The sequence below is a fragment of the Streptomyces sp. NPDC085946 genome (assembly GCF_044540485.1).
Lineage (GTDB): Bacteria > Actinomycetota > Actinomycetes > Streptomycetales > Streptomycetaceae > Streptomyces.
The window spans coordinates 197,807-215,520 of sequence record NZ_JBITSF010000011.1 but is presented as its reverse complement, the minus strand read 5'-3'; the positions used below and the strand labels follow the sequence as shown (position 1 = coordinate 215,520).

Here is a 17,714-nt window from a genome sequence, read left to right as displayed (position 1 = left end):
TGGGACACAGTGGTGATGTGAGAGCGGGAAGGCGGCTGTGAGTCGTGACTGAGAGAGCTGAAAGGCCGCGCGCGCTGGTCGAGCTCCAGTCGGCGCTCGGCTCGCTGGGTGTGAGGGACACGGCGCTCAGCGAGCGCTGGGACCGAAACGGTTGGGTGGCGGACTGGGAGGGACGTGTCCGCGGTCACGACGTCTACCTCTTGGTCATGGGGGCCCACAACCATCCCGATGGTGTAAGGCTCATGCTGGACGACTTCACGTTCGAGGAGATCCGCACCGAACACCTCGGAAAGCTGCTCCGGCAGGTGTTCACCGGTGACGCTCGGGTCGTGAGGAGCCACTTCCTGCGGCTGTCCAAGAACCTCGACTTGGAAGTGCGGATCGACTCGACGACCTACTCCGCGAGCGTGAGCGGCGCCTCCGGGGACGACTTGTCTTCCTGGGCCAAGCCCTTGGTCGCCCCCTGAAGTCCGGCGCACAGCGGCAGGAAGACCTTGGCACCCCGTGGAGGAAACCGGTATGAGGGCCAGGCGTTCTTGACCGTCAGAACGCTTTTCGCCTTCCCGGGGCGCGGCCGGTTTCGGCGTTTCCACCACCACTGTCAGCCGGTGCATCGCGGCGGACGAACCGTACCGCTCGATGAAGTACCGCCGCCACGGGATGAATATGCAGGTGGTAGCCGTCCCGGGCGGAACACCGCTGTGGTTTTCGCGGCTACTGCCCGGCCGCACGTACGCACGACCTGACCACGACCCGCGTCCACGGGAAGGCGGCTTCGTCCCCCGGCGTCATGTCTGCGGTCTCCACCTCGCAGCACTCATCCTTCGGCGCCGCGAACCCCACCAAGATCATTAACCAGGCAGACCTGGCATCACAGGTCACCGATGATTCGGATGTAAGCCCTCATTGAGGTGCTCCTCGGACAGGTGCTCAGTGCGGGCGGTAGAAGCCGGGCTTGCCCGGCCGGCCCGGGAGGCGGTGGCGGCTGCGTGCACGCGCTGTATTCGGCCTGATGCCCGCCGTGCCTCCGTCAGCTCCCTGGAGTGGTAGGCCCGCTCCGGCGCGGACGCGGTCGCCCGGCACGTGGCGTAACGCGGCCCCGCCGCACGTCGTCGGACTTGACACCGCTCGTTTGCGGCCGGTGACAGCGTTCCTACCGGCAATCCCGGTAGGCCAAGGTCCGGTGAGGCAGGGCTTTCATCGCGTCCGGGTCTCGAGATGCGGTCACCGACTCCTGCTGGATACGCTCGGTGAGTGGCCGGGTGATGACGGCCCCAGGCCGGACGCAGCAGCCGTCCCCATCCTGCCCAGAGGAAACGAAGACTTCTGCAGGGCACACCTCTGCAGTGTTCACGCCTCCGCGGAGGAAGGTTGCGATGAGGTTCACCCGCATGCGTACCGCAAGGGCCACGGCGGCAGCCGTGGCCGCCGTCCCGCTTGCGCTTGGAGGTCTGGCGTCGCACAGCCACGCGCAGGATGCGTCTCCCAGTCCGTCGGGAACGTTCGGTCCCGGCTGTTCGGCCCTTTCCCAGAAGGCCGACACGGCCAAGGACAAGGTCGTAGAGGCCGCAGCCGCATACCCACAGCTCAGCCAGCTGGTCTCGGCCGTGGTCAGGGCAGGGCTGAGCGGCACCCTCGACGGAAAACCCGACGTCACCGTCTTCGCTCCCAACAACGAGGCTTTCCAGAACGTGACCGTGTCGCAGCTTTCCTCGCTCCTCAGCGATCAGGGGCAGCTGGAGAAGGTGCTGACCTACCACGTCGTGGACCAGCAGATCACCCCGAACGAACTCTCCCAGGGCTCCTTCACGACGCTGGAAGGCGGCAAATTGACCACGTCGGGCTCGGGCACCGATTTCAAGGTCAACGACAAGGCGAACATCGTCTGCGGAAACATCAAGGCCGCGAACGCCACCATCCACGTCATTGACGCGGTTCTCCAGCCCCCGTCCTGACCCATGGGTCTCGTTCCCGGCGAGTGACCTGTCTGGACCTGGGAACGGGAATTCCCTCGCGCAGCTTCCGGCCCGCGACCGTGGTCTTCTCGTGGCGGCTGCCGTATCCGCCGGCGAGGGCGACGGCGAAGACGCCGTGCGGCGACATGCCCAGGCCGACGGTGACCGCCCTCCCTCTCAGCAGCAATCCGACTTCCCTGACGTGCTTTTCCTCAAGGAGTGCTGCCGGTTTCGGTAGTGGCGAGGCTCATATACCCGTTGTCTGCGGCTGGAGTGCCGTCTCGGTTGAGCAGCCGCTGCCCGATCAGCGAGATCCGTTCGTCGGGGCCGCCGTACGATTCGCACTCCGCGCCGGAGATTGCGTCCGTAGCCTGTGTCGCGTACCCGGCGGACGCTCAGAGCAGGCCTGATCGAACGAGCGACGAGCGACGGCCATGAACTGTGAATGCCTGATTGACATTGGCTTCATGGGGCCTGCCTGACGGACAGGTACGTCTTGGTCACCGGCAGGGCTGTTCCCACTGCTTCGAGCAGTAGGACTCCGTCAGGTCTGTCTTGACCCAGAGGTCGCGTAAGCCCTGCCGCCAGGTGAGGGAGGTGAACGCTTCCTGCCCGAGGCCGGTCGTCAGGGCCGTCACCGAGGGGGCCCGGTGACGGCAGCGGAGCCGGGGCCGGCAGCCGACGGGGCCCTTGCGCCGCGGAGCCACGGGTCGGGCGTCGAACGGGCGGGCACTCACGTCCGCGCGGACGGCCGGCACGTAGTCGATTCCCCGCTGGGCCGGGCCGGCCCGCAGGTGGACGTTGGCGCCGTAGGCGGCATCGGCCACCACGACCGGCGACCTCATGCCCCAGTCGGCCGGCTCATCGAGCATGCCCAGGGACAGGCCGAACCCGAAGACTTGACGGAGTCCTGATAGGACATCGGGTAATAACGACCTCTGAAGCTGTTCACCCAGCGCGTCGAGAACCCTCGCAACCGGAGGGGCATCCTGGGTCCTGAGGCGGTGTGTGCCCAGGCGGACCGTCGGCTCAGTTCCGCTGTCGTTGCGGGGCAGGACTCTTTGGGGTCGATGGTGTGCAGCGGGGAGCTTGTTCAGTGTCTTGCATTTTTTCCCGCGCCCGGTGCGTGCCCGCTTTCCCGGATGGGAGGTGCGTGCTGTCGCGGGGCAGCCGCCTGTCGGCCGCCCAGACGGCCAGCGCGCAGGCCGCGAATCCGGCCCCGAGGAGACTGGAGCCCGCCCAGCCGTGGGCGGTGAAGAGGGCGGTGGTCGCGGCTGCGCCGAGGGCGGAGCCGAGTGAGTAGAAGACCATGTAGCTGCCGATGACGCTGCTGGTGCGGTCCGGATGCGCGGCGGTGAGCAGGTGCTGGTTGCTCACATGCACGGCCTGGACTGCGAAGTCGAGGACCACGATGCCGACGACGAGAAGCCACAGCGACCACGGCAGCTGCGCGATCGCTGCCCACGAGAGGATGAGCAGGGCGAGGGCGAGACCGGTGACCGGGACCGCCCGTCCCGCATCCGCCCACCGTCCCGCGCGGGCCGCGCCGAGCGCGCCGGCGAGTCCGGCGATGCCGAACAGTCCGATCTGACTCTCGCTCAGCTGCCACGGCGTCTCCGCCAGCGGCAGGGACAGTCCGCTCCACAGGGTTCCGAACGACGCGAACAAGAAGAACGCGATGAGCCCGCGCGTCAGGAAGATGCGCTGCCCGAACAGCCCACCGAGTGAGACGACGACCTGCCGGTACCCCACTGGTGGGTCGGGGCGCTGCTCTGACGGCAGGAGGACGAGGACGAGGGCTGCGAGCCCGAGCGACAGCACCGCGAGCACGGCATAGACGCTCCGCCAGCCCCACACCTCGGCGAGCGTGCCGGTGACGACCCGCGCGCCCAGGATGCCGACCACGACGCCCGAGGTCACGACACCGATGTTCCGGCCGCGTTCGGCGGGCAGCGAGACCGACGCGGTGTAGGCCACCGTGGTCTGCACCACGACCGCGAACGCCCCAGCCGTCGCCAGCCCCACGAACGCCACCCATGCGGCTGATGCCGAGGCCGTCAGGATCACGCCCGCTGCGATGATCGCCAGGTGCGCGGCGATGAGTCGGCGCCTGTCGACCACATCGCCGAGCGGCACCAGCAGCAGCAACCCCGCCAGGCAGCCGAACTGGCCGGTCGCGACGATCCACCCCGCGAGTTCTGCCGAGACACCGAGATCGCGTCCCATCGGCTCCAGCACCGGCTGCGCGGCATAGAGGCTCGCCACAGCGACACCACACACCACCGCGAGCAGTAACCGCCGCCCTGCGTTCACCGTACTCCAACCTCAATCGGTAGCAGATTGCAACCAATTTGACCGTACGGCATGATGGTTTCAATCCGCAACTCATTGGGAGGTGGCATGTCACGCACCGCCACGCGCGCCCCGGACCTCGACTGGACCGACCCCGACTGCCCCGTCGCCCGCACGCTCGACCTCGTCGGCGACAGGTGGAGCCTTCTCGTCATCCGCGACGCGATGGACGGGGCACGGTCGTTCACCGAGTTCCAGCGACGGACCGGCATCGCCCGCAACATCCTCACCGACCGCCTGCGCAAGCTGACCGCCCACGGACTCCTCGCCCAGCGCACCGCACCGTCGGGCCGCCGCCAGGAATACGTGCTCACCAGCGCCGGCCGCGCCCTCTTCCCCGTCATCCTCACCCTGCGACAGTGGGGAGAACGGCACGCCTTCGCCCCCGGCGAGACCCACTCCGTCCTTGTGGACCAGCACGGCACCCCTGTGCCGGAAATCGTGCCGACCAGTGCCGACGGCACCCTCCTCGACACCGACACCACCCGCGTGCAGAAGACCCGGTAGAAAGCGGTCCCTCGGCGCCTTCAGACCTCGCGGACACCCCGCCGCCCACGCGCCCGTCAAAGGAGGCGGTGGCAGCGGAGTGGGCCGCGGCGGCGCGCCCGCGTACCGTGGGCCGGTTCGCACGCCGCCGCACCGGGCGCGACCGCCAAACCGCACGCCACCACACCGAGACAATGCGGGACCGTCCCCGAGGGGCTGGAAACCCTCCCGGCCTGCTCCTCACTCCACCGACCCCACCGTGGGAACCTCAGTGAGCACGGACCACCGTCCAGTGATGGTCCGGCAGCACGGTCCGGAAGACCAGGCCCGCAGGACCGGGCCGATCTGGCGCCGACTGCCTGCTGAAGGTCCGTCAAATACACGGCGGTCACGCCGACGGCAGAGGAGAACGCTCTGGTGGCACAGCTCGCGGAGCGCAGCGAGGACCACATGGTCGGCGGCCACAGCAGTCCGACAGGTGGACAAGTGCTTCCCGGCCTCGCGATGCCGGTGGCCCGGTCGATGCCCGGGCCGGCGGCAATGCTTCTGCAGGCAGCCCTCGGTGCGCACCCGCACAGGTCTACGGCATCGGCCGTGGACTCGTCCGAATGGTCCTTCAACGCCGTCGGCGGTGTCTCGTTTTCTGTGGACCGAGCAGATCCGGCATCGGCGTACCCACCACCCAGGGGAGGCTTCGGTCGCTGCCGGGCAGGGGCTTGGTGGCTCGGTCAGGCGGCTTGCTGGAATTCGCCGGCAGAGGGATGGTCGCCGGGCGGCTGGCGGGTGGTTTTCTCGCGGGCGCGCAGGGCTGCCCAGGTGAGGGCGCAGACGCAGGTGAGGTACCAGGGCAGTGGCCAGATCCTGTTCCACCAGGGGGTTCGCGGGTTGAGGAGGAGGTCGGTGCCCGCGGTGGTCATGGCGGCGGCCAGGTTCCAGCACAGGAGGCGTCCGGCGCGGTGAACGGCGCGGGCCAGTCGCTGCGCGCGGTGCTGGTGCTGGAGGGGGGAGGGGTGGGAGGGCAGGGCTCTGCCCGGTTCGCTCATGGCGGGGGGTCCTTCACGGAGGTCGGCGCGGGGTGCCGGTGAGGCTGGACGGACCGAACGCCGCAAGTGTGTACGAGGTGAAGGGGATTCCGTAGAACGCTCGTGCGGCGGGCGAGGACTCCAAGACAACTTGCGGCCAGGTGTTCGCCGTCGAAACCGCAGATGAGCATGGCAAGCGCTGTCCGTCCGGGCACCTGCCCCGTTCTGGACTCGACCTGAAACCGGCGCCCGAAGGCCGCGACAGGCCCGCAATGGTTCAAAGGCCGCCTGTTTCGGTCGGTACGAGCAAGAGGGTGGATAACAGAACGGATAATTCCGCCCAGGATCACGGGGGCATATCCAGGTAATCACTCCCATGTCGTCTGGAAGCGGCGGGGCCGATTCCGGCCCGTATGGATCATGGGTTCGAGGGCAGGGTGCGCCGGTTTGTGTGCGTGATGTGACAGGTTGTGTGGCAGCGGTGGCCGTTGGTGTCGCCGCTTCTGACTGTCTGTCTCATTCCTTGTCTGACTTCCTGTGGGGGAAGCTGATGCATTCGCGTGCCGCGCGCACGCCGTCTCGGCGTGCCCGGAGATCACACAGAACCGCTCTTGTCACAGCGATCACCACCGCCGCGCTGGTGGTCGCGGCGGCACCCGGTCTGGCGGCGACGCCGAAGCCGGAGCTGCCGGAGCCGGAGAGCCCGTGGACCAAGCCGACCAAGGTCGAGGCCCCGGCCACGCCGGCCGGGGTGACCAAGCCTCCGGCGTCGGAGGCGGAAGAGCAGCCGTCGGCCGAGGTGCGGGCCTGGCGGGCGGCACAGAAGGCCCGCACCGCCGGCACCACCGAAGCCGCCCGCACGGCCGCCGTCGCCGAGGCGGCGGAGACGACGTACGTGCCCGAGGGGCAGGGCGACGTCCCCTGGCACCGCGTCCTGGACACCCGCCTGAACGACGCCCTGGTGGCCCGGGTGAACCTGTCCAACGGCAACCTGATGCTGGCGGCCACCGACTTCGACATCGCCGGCGTCGGGCAGAAACTGCAGCTGACGCGGACGTACAACTCGCTCGAAGCCCCCTGGGGCAAGGTCTCGCAGCGCTGGTGGCAGGCCTACGAGCGCTATCTGCAGATCGGCGACGTCGAGACGGTCGTCTTCGACGCCACCGGGGACGCCCTGCGCTTCAAGGAGACCGGTACCGGCGGATACACCACGCCGACCGGCTACTCCAAGGACCTGAAGAAGAACGCGGACGGCACCTACACCCTGACCGACCGCAAGTCCGGCAGCCGCGACACCTACGACGCGCACGGCACGCTGCTGAGGGTCGCGGACAAGAACAAGGGCACGATCACCGTCGACCAGCACGACGAGACCGGCGAGCACAAGGGCTTCAAGCTGACCGAGACCCGCTCGGGCCGGTGGATCGACCTGGTCAAGACCTACGGCGACCAGTGGCAGGCCAAGGACCACACCGGCCGCACGGCCGTCTTCGACCTGGACGCGTCCGGGAACGTGGAGCGCACCACGGACACCGCCGCCAAGGCGACGGGGTACGAGTACGACTCCTCGCGCCGTCTGACGAAGGTGACCACCCCGGAGGGCACGGTCACCGTGTTCACCTACGACGGCCACAACCGCGTCACCTCGATGCAGCGTGTCACCGAGACCACCGCCGGCGGTCACACCGGCCCGACCTGGCGCTTCGACCACACGGCCGCCACCCCGAAGGACGCGGGCACCACCACGGTCACCGACCCGGACGGCGACGCCACGGTCTACTGGCACAACGCGGACGGCGAGGTCACCAAGGTCAAGGACCCGCTGGACCACTACCGGCACGCCAAGTACACCAATCACCTGACCCAGACCGCGACGGACGCGATGGGCACGTCCACGGACGGCACGGGCGGCAACGTCACCACCTACGGCTGGGACACCCGCAACAACCCCATCTCCGCCCAGTTGCCCATGGGCGCCACCGCCCAGGTCACGCAGTACCAGACCATCGCGGGCACGGACCTGCCGGACGACTTCACCTCCGCCGACGGCCGCAAGGACGCCTTCCAGTACGACACCAACGGCAACACCCTGTCGGTGACCACCTCGGGCACCGCCGGCGGCCGGCGCACCTACACCTACAACAAGGCCACCCCCTCCTGCGGCGGCTTCGAGGGCCAGCGCTGTTCGGCGACGGTGAGGATGTCCGACACCAAGTCGTCGGTCACGTCCTTCGCCTATGACGACCAGGGCAACCTCAAGACGGTCACCCCGCCCGCCCCGCAGGGCAAGACGGAGTACACCTACGACGCGCTCGGCCGCGTCGAGACCGTCGTCGACGGCCGCGGCATCAAGACCGTCCACACCTACGACAACCGCGACCGGATCAAGAAGATTTCTTCGACCAACCTGACCGTCACCTTCGACTACGACGGCGACGGTAACCTCAAGTCCCGCACCGACGCCTCCGGCACCACCACCTGGACCTACGACAGGCTCAACCGCGAGAAGGTCCGCACCCTGCAGAACGGCGCGCAGACCGCCCTCGCGTACACCCCCGGCGGCGACGTCGACCACTACACCGACCCCACCGGCAAGACGGACTACACCTGGGACGCGGCCGGCCGCCTGGACCACCTCATCGCCCCGGACGGCAAGAAGACCGACTTCGACCACGACAACAACGACAAGCGGACGAAGACGCTCTACCCCGGTGGCACCACCCAGTCGGTCACGATCGACAACGACGGCCGCCCTTCCGCGGTCAAGACCACCTCGGGCACGACCACCCTGGTCGATCTGACCTACGACTACAAGAACACCGCGGGCAAGGACACCACCAAGATCCGCACCCGCACCGACAACCTGACCAAGCTGAAGACCACCTACACCTACGACACCCAGGACCGCCTGTCCTACGCCCTCGAAGCGGACGCGGCGGGGACGCGCAAGGCGTCGTGGCTGTACTGCTGGGACCAGGCCGGCAACCTCACCTCCCAGGACGGCAGCAAGAGCGCCTGCCCGGGCGGCAGCGTCTTCACCTACGACGACGCGCTCCAGCTCACCGGCCAGACCGGCTCCGCCACTCCATGGTCGTACGACAAGGCCGGCAACGAGACCGCCGGCGGACGGGTGGCCGCCACCGCGCGGACCGACGAGACCTGGACCGATCACAGCCAGCTCTCCGGCATCACCGTCGGCGGCACGAACTACGACCTGGTCCACGCGGGCACGACCAACTCCGAGCGCACCAAGCTCGGTTCGACCTGGTTCCACCACACCGCGCTCGGCCTGGCCTCCACGACGACGAACGGTGTCGACACCGGATTCATCCGCGAACCGGCGGGCACGCTGAACTCCATGACGACTGGGGGGAAGTCCTACTACTACCTCACCGACGCCACCGGCAACGTCCTCGGCCTGGTCGACGACGCGGGCAAGCGCACCCACACCTACGCCTACGGCCCCACCGGCCTGCCCCGCACCACCCCCACCGAGGCGGTCCCCCAGCCGTACCGCTACAGCGGCGCCTACCTCGACCCGACGGGCCTGTACAAGATGGGCCACCGCTACTACGACCCCCAGCTCGGCCGCTTTACCCAGCCCGACCCCTCCGGGCAGGAGACCAATCCGTACTTGTACGCAGGTGGCGACCCCATCAGCAACACGGATCCGTCCGGCTTGGGCTTCGGGAGCTTCGTCGACGGAGTGTTCGGTGCCAAGGACGCGGTCGAAGCATGGCAGAACAGGGCTGATCCCGACGCGTTGATCGCGCAGTCGGTCGGGATGGTAGCCGGCACAGTATTCGGTGCCGCCTGCAACGCGGGTACAGCGACAATGGCAACGGCTGCCGGCATGCCGTACCTCATTCCTCTCACCGTGGCCGGCTGCGGGATCGCTGCGGACACCGTCAGCAACGTGACTGCCGGTGCCATGGAGGACACCCTCAAGTAAGAAAGGGAAATGATCGTGAATACGTCTCCGGACGGCGGCGAGATGTTGGGTGCGGATTCGTCCTCCGAGCTGGGTAAGTCCATGGCGGCTATGTCGCTGTGGGTCGGTCTCCTTGCGAGCGTTTTCGCCGTGGTCATCGCCGTCTACGCGGTGGTGAACGACAGGGTGGCCGTCGGTCTCTGGATAGGCGGTATCGCCGTATTCCTGATCATTGCCTTCGGCGCCGCTTTGAGGTATCGCTCGAAGTAGCGGCCGTATGAGGTGATCCTGCCTCGATGTCTGTGGCCGTGGGCAGGGTGTGGACCCGCACCCTGCCCACGGCCCTCGCCTTCCGATGGGCACCTGGGTCTTCCCCGCAAGGTGGACACGAATTCGTATGCCATGCGGTCAGCGTGAGCTCAGCCGTGTGGTTTCGGTGTTCGTGTTCGTCGGGGCGGGGGCAGTCGTCGGCGAAGTGCCGACGGAGTGTGTCGTATCGGGGCGTCTCCTGCAGGCACTTCCTCCAACGTGATCGATTCGGAGATCGTCTCACCCCATCAGCCAGTGTGACGGTGACCATCGGTCAGCAGGCCGATGATGCCGGCGATCTCGCGGCGCAGAGCGCGTCGCAGGGTTCGGGCGTTGGTGTGCGCCATGTCCCCCTGTGTGCAGTCGATCAATTTTTACTCACAGTGATCGGCGGCGACGGCTTCTCGGCGAGGCGGTCGCGGATCAGGCGGTGCTGGACCAGGCAGGTCAGGGCGATGCCGCTCCCGAAGGCGGTCCAGCCGAGGGGACCGGCGGCGATGGCCGCGGTGACGGTGAGGGGTCCGATGCTGCGCTGGGCGGCCTGGGCGAGGCCGTGGACGCCGAGGTAGCTGCCCTGGGCCGTGTCGGGGGCGAGGGCGACGGAGAGTTCCCAGGAGACCGTGGCGTGGAGGATCTCGGCCAGGGTGAAGGCGGCGGCGGAGACGGTGAGCAGCACGGTCGCGGTGATCGTGCCGCCGGTGGCGGAGAGCGTCATGGTGAGGCCGCCGAGAACGAAGACGGCCGAGAGGGGCAGCAGGAGCCGGCGGGCGGCCGGCGTGGTGGCGGCGAACCGGGCCATGGGGACCTGGAGGGCCACCACCATCACGTTGTTGAGGACCATGAGCAGGGGTGCCAGGCCGTCCGGTGCGTTGTCGGCGTGGGCGATCCACAGGGGCAGGCCGACCTTGAAGACGGCGTCGTCGAGGAAGAGGACGGTCTCGGTGGCGACGTACGCCAGGTAGGTGCGGTCGCGCCAGGGTCCGGCGGGTGGGGCGGTGGTCGCGGCCCGGTCGGAGGCGGCGGCCGTGCGGGAGGGGGACGGGGGTTCGCCGCAGCGCAGGGTGATGAGGGCGCAGGCGAGGAAGGAGAGGGCGTCGCCGGTCAGGAGCCAGGCGTAGGCGCCGGTGGCGCCCAGGGTGAGGGCCGCGGCGGCGGCGAGGCCGCCCAGGGCCCAGCCGGCGTTGGCGACGGTCCGGTGGACGGCCTGGTAGCGGACGCGGTCCGGTCCGGCGACGCGCGTGGCGTACAGCTTGGTGAGGACGCTGGCGGCGCGGTCTCCGAGGCCGCCCAGCGCGGAGAAGGCGACGAGCAGGGCGTAGTGGTCCGTGGTGAGCAGGGCGAGGGAGGCCAGGGCCCGGACGATCTGGACGGTGACCAGGACGCGGGTGAGCGGGAGGCGGTCGGCGACGCGGCCGGCCACGGGCGCGCCGGCGATGCCGACGGCTCCCGCGACGGCGGCCAGGGCGCCGATCTCGGCGACGGTGAGGTGCGAGACGTAGGTGAAGTACAGGACCGAGACGGATGCCCACAGGCCGCTGCCGACGCGGTCGACGAGTGCGGCGGCCACCATGGCGCGTCCGTCGCGTCCCCCCGGTATGCGTCGTGACCAGGCGACTGCGCTGCGCACCGGATGCACGGCTACCCCCTTGTGCGAAATTATGTATTGATACATAATGTTCAATGTGGCAATACAGTATGGGATCAGTGGTGCGACGGCCAAGGGGATTGCCGCGTCGGTCGAACGCGGAGTGGCTGAAGGGGAGTTGGGGCCGGGAGTCGCGCTGCCCCCGGTGCGGCGGCTGGCCGAGGACCTGGGGGTGAGTCCGGGGACGGTCGCCACCGCCTACAAGGAGCTGCGGCGGCGCGGGATCGTCGTCACGCGCGGGCGCGGCGGAACCGTGGTCGCACCGGCGCCCGCGGTGGCCTCACGGCGGCCGCCGAGGGTCCCCGAAGGGCTGCGGGACCTGGCCGGCGGCCATCCCGACGACCGGCTGCTTCCCGATCCCACGCCGCCTTGGCAGGTCCGGAGCGCCCGGTCGCACCGTTCGACGCCCCGGCTGACGCGCCTGGAGACGGCGGTGCGGGAGTGGCTGGGGGACGACGGCGTGCCGGTGGAGCAGGTGACCTTCTCGCACGGGGCGCTGGACCTGATCGGACGGCTGCTGTCCGTGGAGCTGCGGCCGGGCGACGCGGTCGCCATGGAGGACCCCGGCTACCACCACCTGCTGGACCTGCTCACGGCCCTGGGGCTGCGGGCGGTGCCGGTGGCCGTCGACGACGAGGGCGTGCGCCCGGACGCCCTGGAAGCGGCCCTGCGCAGCGGTGTACGCGCGCTGGTGTGCAGTCCGCGGGCGCAGAATCCGTACGGGGGCTGCTTCTCGGCGACGCGGCGGGACGCGCTCGCCGGTCTGCTCGCGGACGAGCCCGACTTGCTGGTCGTGGAGAACGACCACGCCTCCGCCGTGGCCGGGGCACCCCTGCACACGCTGACGGCCTCGGGGGCGCTGACCCGCTGGGTGCACGTGCGCACGGTCAGCAAGTTCCTGGGAGCCGATCTGCGGTGGGCCGCCGCCGCCTGCGATCCGGTCACGCTGGCGCGGCACGACGGGCGGCTGCTGCTGACCTCCGGCTGGGTGAGCCACCTGCTGCAGGAGACGGTGCACGGTCTGCTGACGGACGACGGCACGCGCGCGTCGGTGGCCCGGGCCGGGCGGACGTACGCGGTGCGCCGCACCGCCCTCCTGGGGGAGCTCCGCGCGCGCGGCATCGAGGCGCACGGGGTGAGCGGGCTGAATGTGTGGGTGCCCGTGCGGGACGAGTCGGCCGTGGTCAACGGGCTGCGGTCGCGCGGCTGGTGGGTCGCCGCGGGGGCACGTTTCCGGCAGGCAACCACTCCCGGTGTGCGGATCACCACGGCCGGGCTGGAGCCGGCCGAGGCGGTGCGGCTGGCCTCGGACTTCGCCGCCGTGCTCGGTGAGTCCGAGGCCACCTACGGGGGCTGACCTCGCCGCCGCCGGGCAGGCGCGCTTGCGGGCCGGTTCCTCGTAGAGGTGCAGCAGGCCCAGGACGAGGCACTGGTGCTGTCGCACTGGCTGGAGAAGCTCCGGATGACGGACCTCAGCCGCGTTGCCGGTGATCCGGCGGTCCGGGCGCCGATCCGTCGAACCGCCGGAACGCCGGAACGCGGCCGGCGGAACCATCGAAGCCGCCCCCACCCGGTCCTGAGCACTGGCCGAAGACCGCGTCACCGGAGTCGCAGCCGACGGCACCCCTGCGACGCTCCCTCTTCCCCTTCGGTGATCCCTTGGCCCACCACCTGGCAGTCCCGGAGTTCCACCTGGCCTTCCCCGGCACCCCTGGACGACTCACCGCCCCAGCACGGCTCGCCCAGCGCGCACACCCCCGTGGAGGAGACGCGTTCGTCGCCGACGCCCGGGGAGCCGAAGGAGGAAACAGGCCGTGCGGCCGTCGGCGCGACCGCGGATACCCTGCGCGGATGAAGCGGATTCAGCGGGCCGCCGGCGCGATCGTGGGCTCAGCGGTGGGCGACGCCCTGGGCGGCCCCTTCGAGTTCGGTCCCCCGGGAGCGTTCTCCGCGCGGTTTCCCGCGCCTGGTGCCGGTGGCGAGATGTGCGGAGGCGGGGGCTGGGACCCCGGCGAGGCCACCGACGACACGCAGATGGCCGTCCTGGTCGCGGAGTCGCTGCTGGAGCGGGGCCGGCTGGATCCGCCGGACATCTTCACCCGCTTCCAGCGATGGGCGGCATCAGAACCGAAGGACATCGGCTTGCAGACCGAGGACGTCCTGACCAACGGCATGGCCTGGGACCTCGCCGCTGCGATTCATTTCCAGGTCAACCGACGAGCAGCGGGAAACGGCTCGTTGATGCGGGCGTCGACCTCCGCGGTCCACTTCGCATCCGCCGGCCGAGAAGCCACCATGGACGCGGCCCGCCGCATCGCGGCCCTGACCCACGGTGACCGCGCAGCCTGGGAAGGCACCGCGATCTTCCACGACCTCATCCGCGTCACGCTCGAGGACACCGAACCCCTCACCGCGCTCCCGGACATCCTGGCTCATGTCCACCCCGACCACCGCGGCCGCTACGCCACCGTCCTCGCGCCCGACTGGCACCCCGATCAGGCAACCGAGTTCAACGGTGCCGTGTGGCCGTGCCTGGGCTCCGCCGTCTGGGCTCTGCGCACCACCACCGGCTTCGAAGACGCGATACGCGCAGCGATCGACCTCGGCGGCGACACGGACACCGTCGCCGCGGTGACCGGAGGTCTCGCGGGGGCGTACTACGGGCTGGACGCTGTCCCCGCCCGCTGGACCCAGCCGCTCCATGTCCCCCTCCCGGGCTTCGACGGACGCGTACTGCACCTGGCGGATCTGCTCCTTCTTGCACGCCGTCTCGAAGAGGGCGGTCGATGAGACGACGGGTGCGACAGCCCGCATACGGGGAGGGCATCGTCCGCTTCGACGCCAGCATCGGCTTCTTCGGTGCTGGCGGGCCCTCTCAGTGCTCGCAGAGGGAGAACTCCCGTTCGTAGAGCCGCTCGTTGTGTTCGTCGACGAAGAACTTGCGCTCCTGCATGAGCTGCTCGCGGTAGGCCTTGGCCTGTTCCAGCGTCATGGTCGACGTGCCGGACCACGGCTGCTGCGGTGGCACGTCCGACGTCGAGACGATCGTTTCCGACGGGTCGACCAGGAAGAACGCGAGAATCTTGCGATGTCCCGGGCGTGTGGGGTCCGCGAGGCGGAAGGAGCCGACGCGGTGTTGCAGGATGTTCGGGAACGCCAGGCAGCGGCCCGCCGGCGTCGAGGCCGATCCCAGCACCTGGTTCAGCGCGTCCTCGTCCTCCAGGCCGTAGACCTCACGCAGACCGTTGTCATCGTTCTGTTCGTAGTCGGGGTCGTCGAGTGCCACCCGGAAACCCAGCCGGCTTTCGGTGATGTTCTCGCTGTCCCAGTAGTAGATGCCGGTCGAGACGATCCGCTCGTTCAGCATTCCCTCGACATGCCAGGAACCGCCGGGGTACTCCGGCTTGTCCGGGGTGAGATGAATGGTGGCGAGCTTGACGATGACCTGCAGACGGCGACCGCGCAGGTCGACCCGGTCGGTTTCGTCCGGCAGTTCGGGCGCCGTGAAGGCCGGGGCGTCCGGGACGACCGGGTGCCGGTCCTCCCACCAGTCCTCGTGAGCCTGCTCCCACGCACGGCAGGCCTCCGCGTAGGCCGCGTCATCGCCGTAGGAGGACTTGTCCGGATACTCCGGCTCCGAGTCGTACCACCCGTAAGGATCGGCCTCGATCCGCGGTGGCCGCGGATGACGCAGATCGGTGAGCACGTTCTCCCACAGCGGGAGCAGGCACGCGAACACGTCGGGCAGGACCGAGGCCAGTTCGCGATGATTCTCGGGATGGACGTTGTTCACGTACGAGCGGAAGGTGACATCACCCTCCGCACTGACCTCGACGTCCGTGGGCAGCCACTGGAACCGTTCCGAGAACTCGTACCTCGAATAACGGTCCGTCGGGTTCCGCCAAGCCCGCTCCGGCGCGCCGCTCACCTCCCGGACCAGACAGAACAGGGAGGGGTGAACCAGATCCAGTACCTGGCCGTCGGATCCGGGATGCCAGTCCTGTTCCTCTTCGGGAACCTGCTCCAGAACCCGCACCGCCTCACGCAGCCGGGATCGGAGCTTGTCGTCGATCAGGGTGTCCGACTGCCACACCCCGTCGACGGCGGACACCTCGATGCCGGTTCGCTCGTCCCGCAGCGCGGCGTAGTGCGCGAGTTCGGCGAGTACATAGCGGATCTGTGCTTCGGTGAGGCCCTGGGCGAGCGCTTCCTGCGTCCACCTCGCGACGATGCCGGGATCCTTCATCTTGGTGAACCACTCCGGCTTCGCCCGGATGTGCGCGCTGCACTGCATCATCTGAAGCTCCCGCACCGTTCGGGGTACGGCGACTGACAGGGAACGGGAAGCGTGGAAGGGCAAAGGGAAAGCGGGCAGGCCGGTCAACTCTTCTGGTCCTCACAGTCGGTGCGCGGTGGCGGGAAGAATACTTCAGCGCACTGACACCGCCGCCGTGGAAGGGCCGCTGCCGCAGAGCGGCGGCACACGGTCGTTCCCGGTCGACTGCTCAGCTTGTCCGGACGCTCGTTGCGAGGTCCAGGTCGGACATGCCGAGTACGAAGCGGTAGCGGACGTCGTTGCGCCGGAGACGGTCGAGGGCCTCGTTCACCTGGGCCGAGGGAAGCACCTCGACGTCGGCGGTGATGCCGTGCCGGGCGCAGAAGTCCAGCATGGCGGCGGTCGCGGGCGTGCCGCCGCTGCCTGCGGAGCTGAGTTTCTTGCGTCCCACGAGCAGGTCGACGGTCTCCACGGTGACGGGCCCGAGGTGCCCGAGCGTGCCGTCCAGGGCGACCGGGCGCAGGTTGTCGTCTCCTCGACGAACACGTCGGGGAGGCAGCCCCCATCGGCTGGATCGAGCAGCCACGCGACCTGGCCGTCCCACAGCAGATGAGCCATCCCGCCATCCTGCCCTCCGAGGCATGCTGAGGCCCCGGCCCGTCAGTCGTCGGGTGCGTCCGGCCGGTCAGGCTCGGTGGCCGCGGCGCCGTAGCGGCGGGCCAGTGTGGCGCAGGCTTCACGGAGGGCCGGCGGGCCGACGACGTGCAGGTTCGCGTCGAAGCGGCCAAGGCCGGCGGCAAGGGCGGTCCAGGACCAGGATCCCGTGATGACGCGGCACCGCGTGGGACCGAGCGGTTCCACGATGCCGTCGGCGATGTGGGGCACGACCTCCGAGGCGGGAAGCTCCAGGATGGCCTCGCCTCGGCAGGGCCAGGCGGCATCGGTGCCGTCGGAGCCCCGGAAGCGGCCGGTGACGAACGCGGAGACGTCCCCGCCCGGCACCTGGCGCACGGCGAAGCGGGGACCGGTCGGCGTGCGGAGGGTCATGCGGTCGGTGCGGAAGGTGCGCCAGTCGTCGCGGTCGAGGTCCCAGGCCAGCAGGTACCAGTGGGTGCGCCAGGCCACGAGGTGATGGGGTTCCACCCGGCGTCGCTGCGGTGCGGCTCCTTGGTGGGGGGTGTAGTCCAGGCGCAGTTCCTCGCGGCGTTGGATCGCGGTGCTCACGGTGGTGAGCGGATCCAGGTCCCGGGCCGGCGGGGCGCCGGGATCAGGCGGGCGGACGGTGGTGATGTGGAGTGCGTCGATGCGCTGCCGCAGGCGCGGGGGGAGGACGTTCCGGATCGTCGCGAGCGCCCGGTCGGCGTCCTCCGCGATCGCGGGCCGGGCGGTGCTCCGCAGCGCGACGGCCAGAGCGATGACCTGCTCGTCGTCGAAGAGCAGCGGTGGCATCTGCGATCCGGGACGCAGGCGGTATCCGCCGCCGGGGCCCTTGTCGGCGGCAACGGGGTAGCCCAGCGCGCGAAGGCGGTCGATGTCACGGCGCACGGTGCGCACGGTGACCTCCAGCCGCTCGGCCAGGTCGTCCCCGCTCCACTCCGGTCGTGCCTGGAGCAGGGAGAGCAGGGTCAGGAGCCGCGAGGACGTCTTCTGCATGCCTCCATGATGCGGAAGTACAGGACACACCCTGTCCTGTACGGATGCCATGCTGCATCACGGATTCCAGAGCGGGGCATTTCGC

Annotated in this window: 13 protein-coding genes and 2 pseudogenes; 8 read left to right on the top strand and 7 right to left on the bottom strand. The window is 69.4% G+C overall.

Annotation, left to right across the window (positions count from 1 at the left end):
• Positions 1–44: 44 nt before the first annotated feature.
• The 3 genes and pseudogenes from ACIF8T_RS23110 to ACIF8T_RS23100 all read left to right on the top strand — a co-directional run bounded on the left by ACIF8T_RS23110 (position 45) and on the right by ACIF8T_RS23100 (position 1,955).
• Positions 45–467 carry a hypothetical protein gene (locus tag ACIF8T_RS23110; protein ID WP_400037913.1) on the top strand — a complete coding sequence of 141 codons (423 nt, stop codon included), beginning with the start codon at positions 45–47 and terminating at the stop codon, positions 465–467.
• 145 nt (positions 468–612) lie between these two features.
• Positions 613–735: pseudogene (locus ACIF8T_RS23105) on the top strand (IS5/IS1182 family transposase); the annotation flags it as partial.
• Positions 736–1,376: 641 nt separating this feature from the next.
• Positions 1,377–1,955 carry a fasciclin domain-containing protein gene (locus tag ACIF8T_RS23100; protein WP_400037911.1) on the top strand — a complete coding sequence of 193 codons (579 nt, stop codon included), beginning with the start codon at positions 1,377–1,379 and terminating at the stop codon, positions 1,953–1,955.
• Between the two features lie 500 nt (positions 1,956–2,455).
• Here ACIF8T_RS23100 and ACIF8T_RS23095 read toward each other — a convergent pair whose 3' ends face one another.
• Positions 2,456–2,827, bottom strand: a complete 372-nt coding sequence (locus ACIF8T_RS23095; protein WP_400037909.1) for a transposase — start codon at positions 2,825–2,827, stop codon at positions 2,456–2,458.
• 157 nt (positions 2,828–2,984) lie between these two features.
• Positions 2,985–4,268, bottom strand: a complete 1,284-nt coding sequence (locus tag ACIF8T_RS23090; protein WP_400037907.1) for an MFS transporter — start codon at positions 4,266–4,268, stop codon at positions 2,985–2,987.
• An 87-nt stretch (positions 4,269–4,355) separates the two neighbouring features.
• On the opposite strand from ACIF8T_RS23090, the gene ACIF8T_RS23085 reads away from it, so the two are divergent.
• Complete coding sequence (locus tag ACIF8T_RS23085; RefSeq protein ID WP_400037905.1) at positions 4,356–4,814, top strand: winged helix-turn-helix transcriptional regulator; 459 nt, start codon at positions 4,356–4,358, stop codon at positions 4,812–4,814.
• A 707-nt stretch (positions 4,815–5,521) separates the two neighbouring features.
• On the opposite strand, the gene ACIF8T_RS23080 is transcribed toward ACIF8T_RS23085, so the two are convergent.
• Positions 5,522–5,836, bottom strand: coding sequence for a hypothetical protein (locus tag ACIF8T_RS23080; protein ID WP_400037903.1), 315 nt, complete (start codon positions 5,834–5,836; stop codon positions 5,522–5,524).
• Positions 5,837–6,452: 616 nt separating this feature from the next.
• Between ACIF8T_RS23080 and ACIF8T_RS23075 the strand changes: the two genes are divergently transcribed.
• Both ACIF8T_RS23075 and ACIF8T_RS23070 read left to right on the top strand, forming a co-directional pair.
• On the top strand, positions 6,453–9,767 hold the full coding sequence (locus ACIF8T_RS23075; RefSeq protein WP_400038005.1) for an RHS repeat-associated core domain-containing protein: 3,315 nt from the start codon (positions 6,453–6,455) through the stop codon (positions 9,765–9,767).
• A gap of 9 nt (positions 9,768–9,776) precedes the next feature.
• The gene (locus tag ACIF8T_RS23070; RefSeq protein ID WP_400037901.1) at positions 9,777–10,016 is read left to right on the top strand and encodes a hypothetical protein; all 240 of its coding nucleotides are present in this window, start codon (positions 9,777–9,779) and stop codon (positions 10,014–10,016) included.
• Positions 10,017–10,422: 406 nt separating this feature from the next.
• On the opposite strand, the gene ACIF8T_RS23065 is transcribed toward ACIF8T_RS23070, so the two are convergent.
• Positions 10,423–11,625 (bottom strand): MFS transporter, encoded by a 1,203-nt coding sequence (locus ACIF8T_RS23065; protein ID WP_400037899.1) that lies wholly within the window; start codon positions 11,623–11,625, stop codon positions 10,423–10,425.
• Between the two features lie 112 nt (positions 11,626–11,737).
• Between ACIF8T_RS23065 and ACIF8T_RS23060 the strand changes: the two genes are divergently transcribed.
• Positions 11,738–13,057, top strand: coding sequence for an aminotransferase class I/II-fold pyridoxal phosphate-dependent enzyme (locus ACIF8T_RS23060; RefSeq protein ID WP_400037897.1), 1,320 nt, complete (start codon positions 11,738–11,740; stop codon positions 13,055–13,057).
• Between the two features lie 494 nt (positions 13,058–13,551).
• Positions 13,552–14,490: an ADP-ribosylglycohydrolase family protein gene (locus ACIF8T_RS23055; protein WP_400037896.1), complete on the top strand. Its 939-nt coding sequence runs from the start codon at positions 13,552–13,554 to the stop codon at positions 14,488–14,490.
• 85 nt (positions 14,491–14,575) lie between these two features.
• Here ACIF8T_RS23055 and ACIF8T_RS23050 read toward each other — a convergent pair whose 3' ends face one another.
• The 3 genes and pseudogenes from ACIF8T_RS23050 to ACIF8T_RS23040 all read right to left on the bottom strand — a co-directional run bounded on the left by ACIF8T_RS23050 (position 14,576) and on the right by ACIF8T_RS23040 (position 17,629).
• A complete protein-coding gene (locus tag ACIF8T_RS23050; protein ID WP_400037894.1) occupies positions 14,576–16,084 on the bottom strand; it encodes a DUF4246 domain-containing protein in 1,509 nt (502 codons plus the stop codon).
• 121 nt (positions 16,085–16,205) lie between these two features.
• Positions 16,206–16,499 (bottom strand): annotated as a pseudogene (locus ACIF8T_RS23045) (NAD(P)-dependent alcohol dehydrogenase); the annotation flags it as partial.
• A 137-nt stretch (positions 16,500–16,636) separates the two neighbouring features.
• On the bottom strand, positions 16,637–17,629 hold the full coding sequence (locus ACIF8T_RS23040) for a helix-turn-helix transcriptional regulator (RefSeq protein WP_400037892.1): 993 nt from the start codon (positions 17,627–17,629) through the stop codon (positions 16,637–16,639).
• Positions 17,630–17,714 lie beyond the last annotated feature (85 nt).

Coding starts and splice junctions, on each gene's coding strand:
- ACIF8T_RS23100 (WP_400037911.1), top strand. CDS start 1,377: ATGAGGTTCACCCGCATGCGTACCGCAAGGGCCACGGCGGCAGCCGTG.
- ACIF8T_RS23095 (WP_400037909.1), bottom strand. CDS start 2,827: ATGCTCGATGAGCCGGCCGACTGGGGCATGAGGTCGCCGGTCGTGGTG.
- ACIF8T_RS23085 (WP_400037905.1), top strand. CDS start 4,356: ATGTCACGCACCGCCACGCGCGCCCCGGACCTCGACTGGACCGACCCC.
- ACIF8T_RS23080 (WP_400037903.1), bottom strand. CDS start 5,836: ATGAGCGAACCGGGCAGAGCCCTGCCCTCCCACCCCTCCCCCCTCCAG.
- ACIF8T_RS23070 (WP_400037901.1), top strand. CDS start 9,777: ATGATCGTGAATACGTCTCCGGACGGCGGCGAGATGTTGGGTGCGGAT.
- ACIF8T_RS23065 (WP_400037899.1), bottom strand. CDS start 11,625: ATGGTGGCCGCCGCACTCGTCGACCGCGTCGGCAGCGGCCTGTGGGCA.
- ACIF8T_RS23055 (WP_400037896.1), top strand. CDS start 13,552: ATGAAGCGGATTCAGCGGGCCGCCGGCGCGATCGTGGGCTCAGCGGTG.
- ACIF8T_RS23040 (WP_400037892.1), bottom strand. CDS start 17,629: ATGCAGAAGACGTCCTCGCGGCTCCTGACCCTGCTCTCCCTGCTCCAG.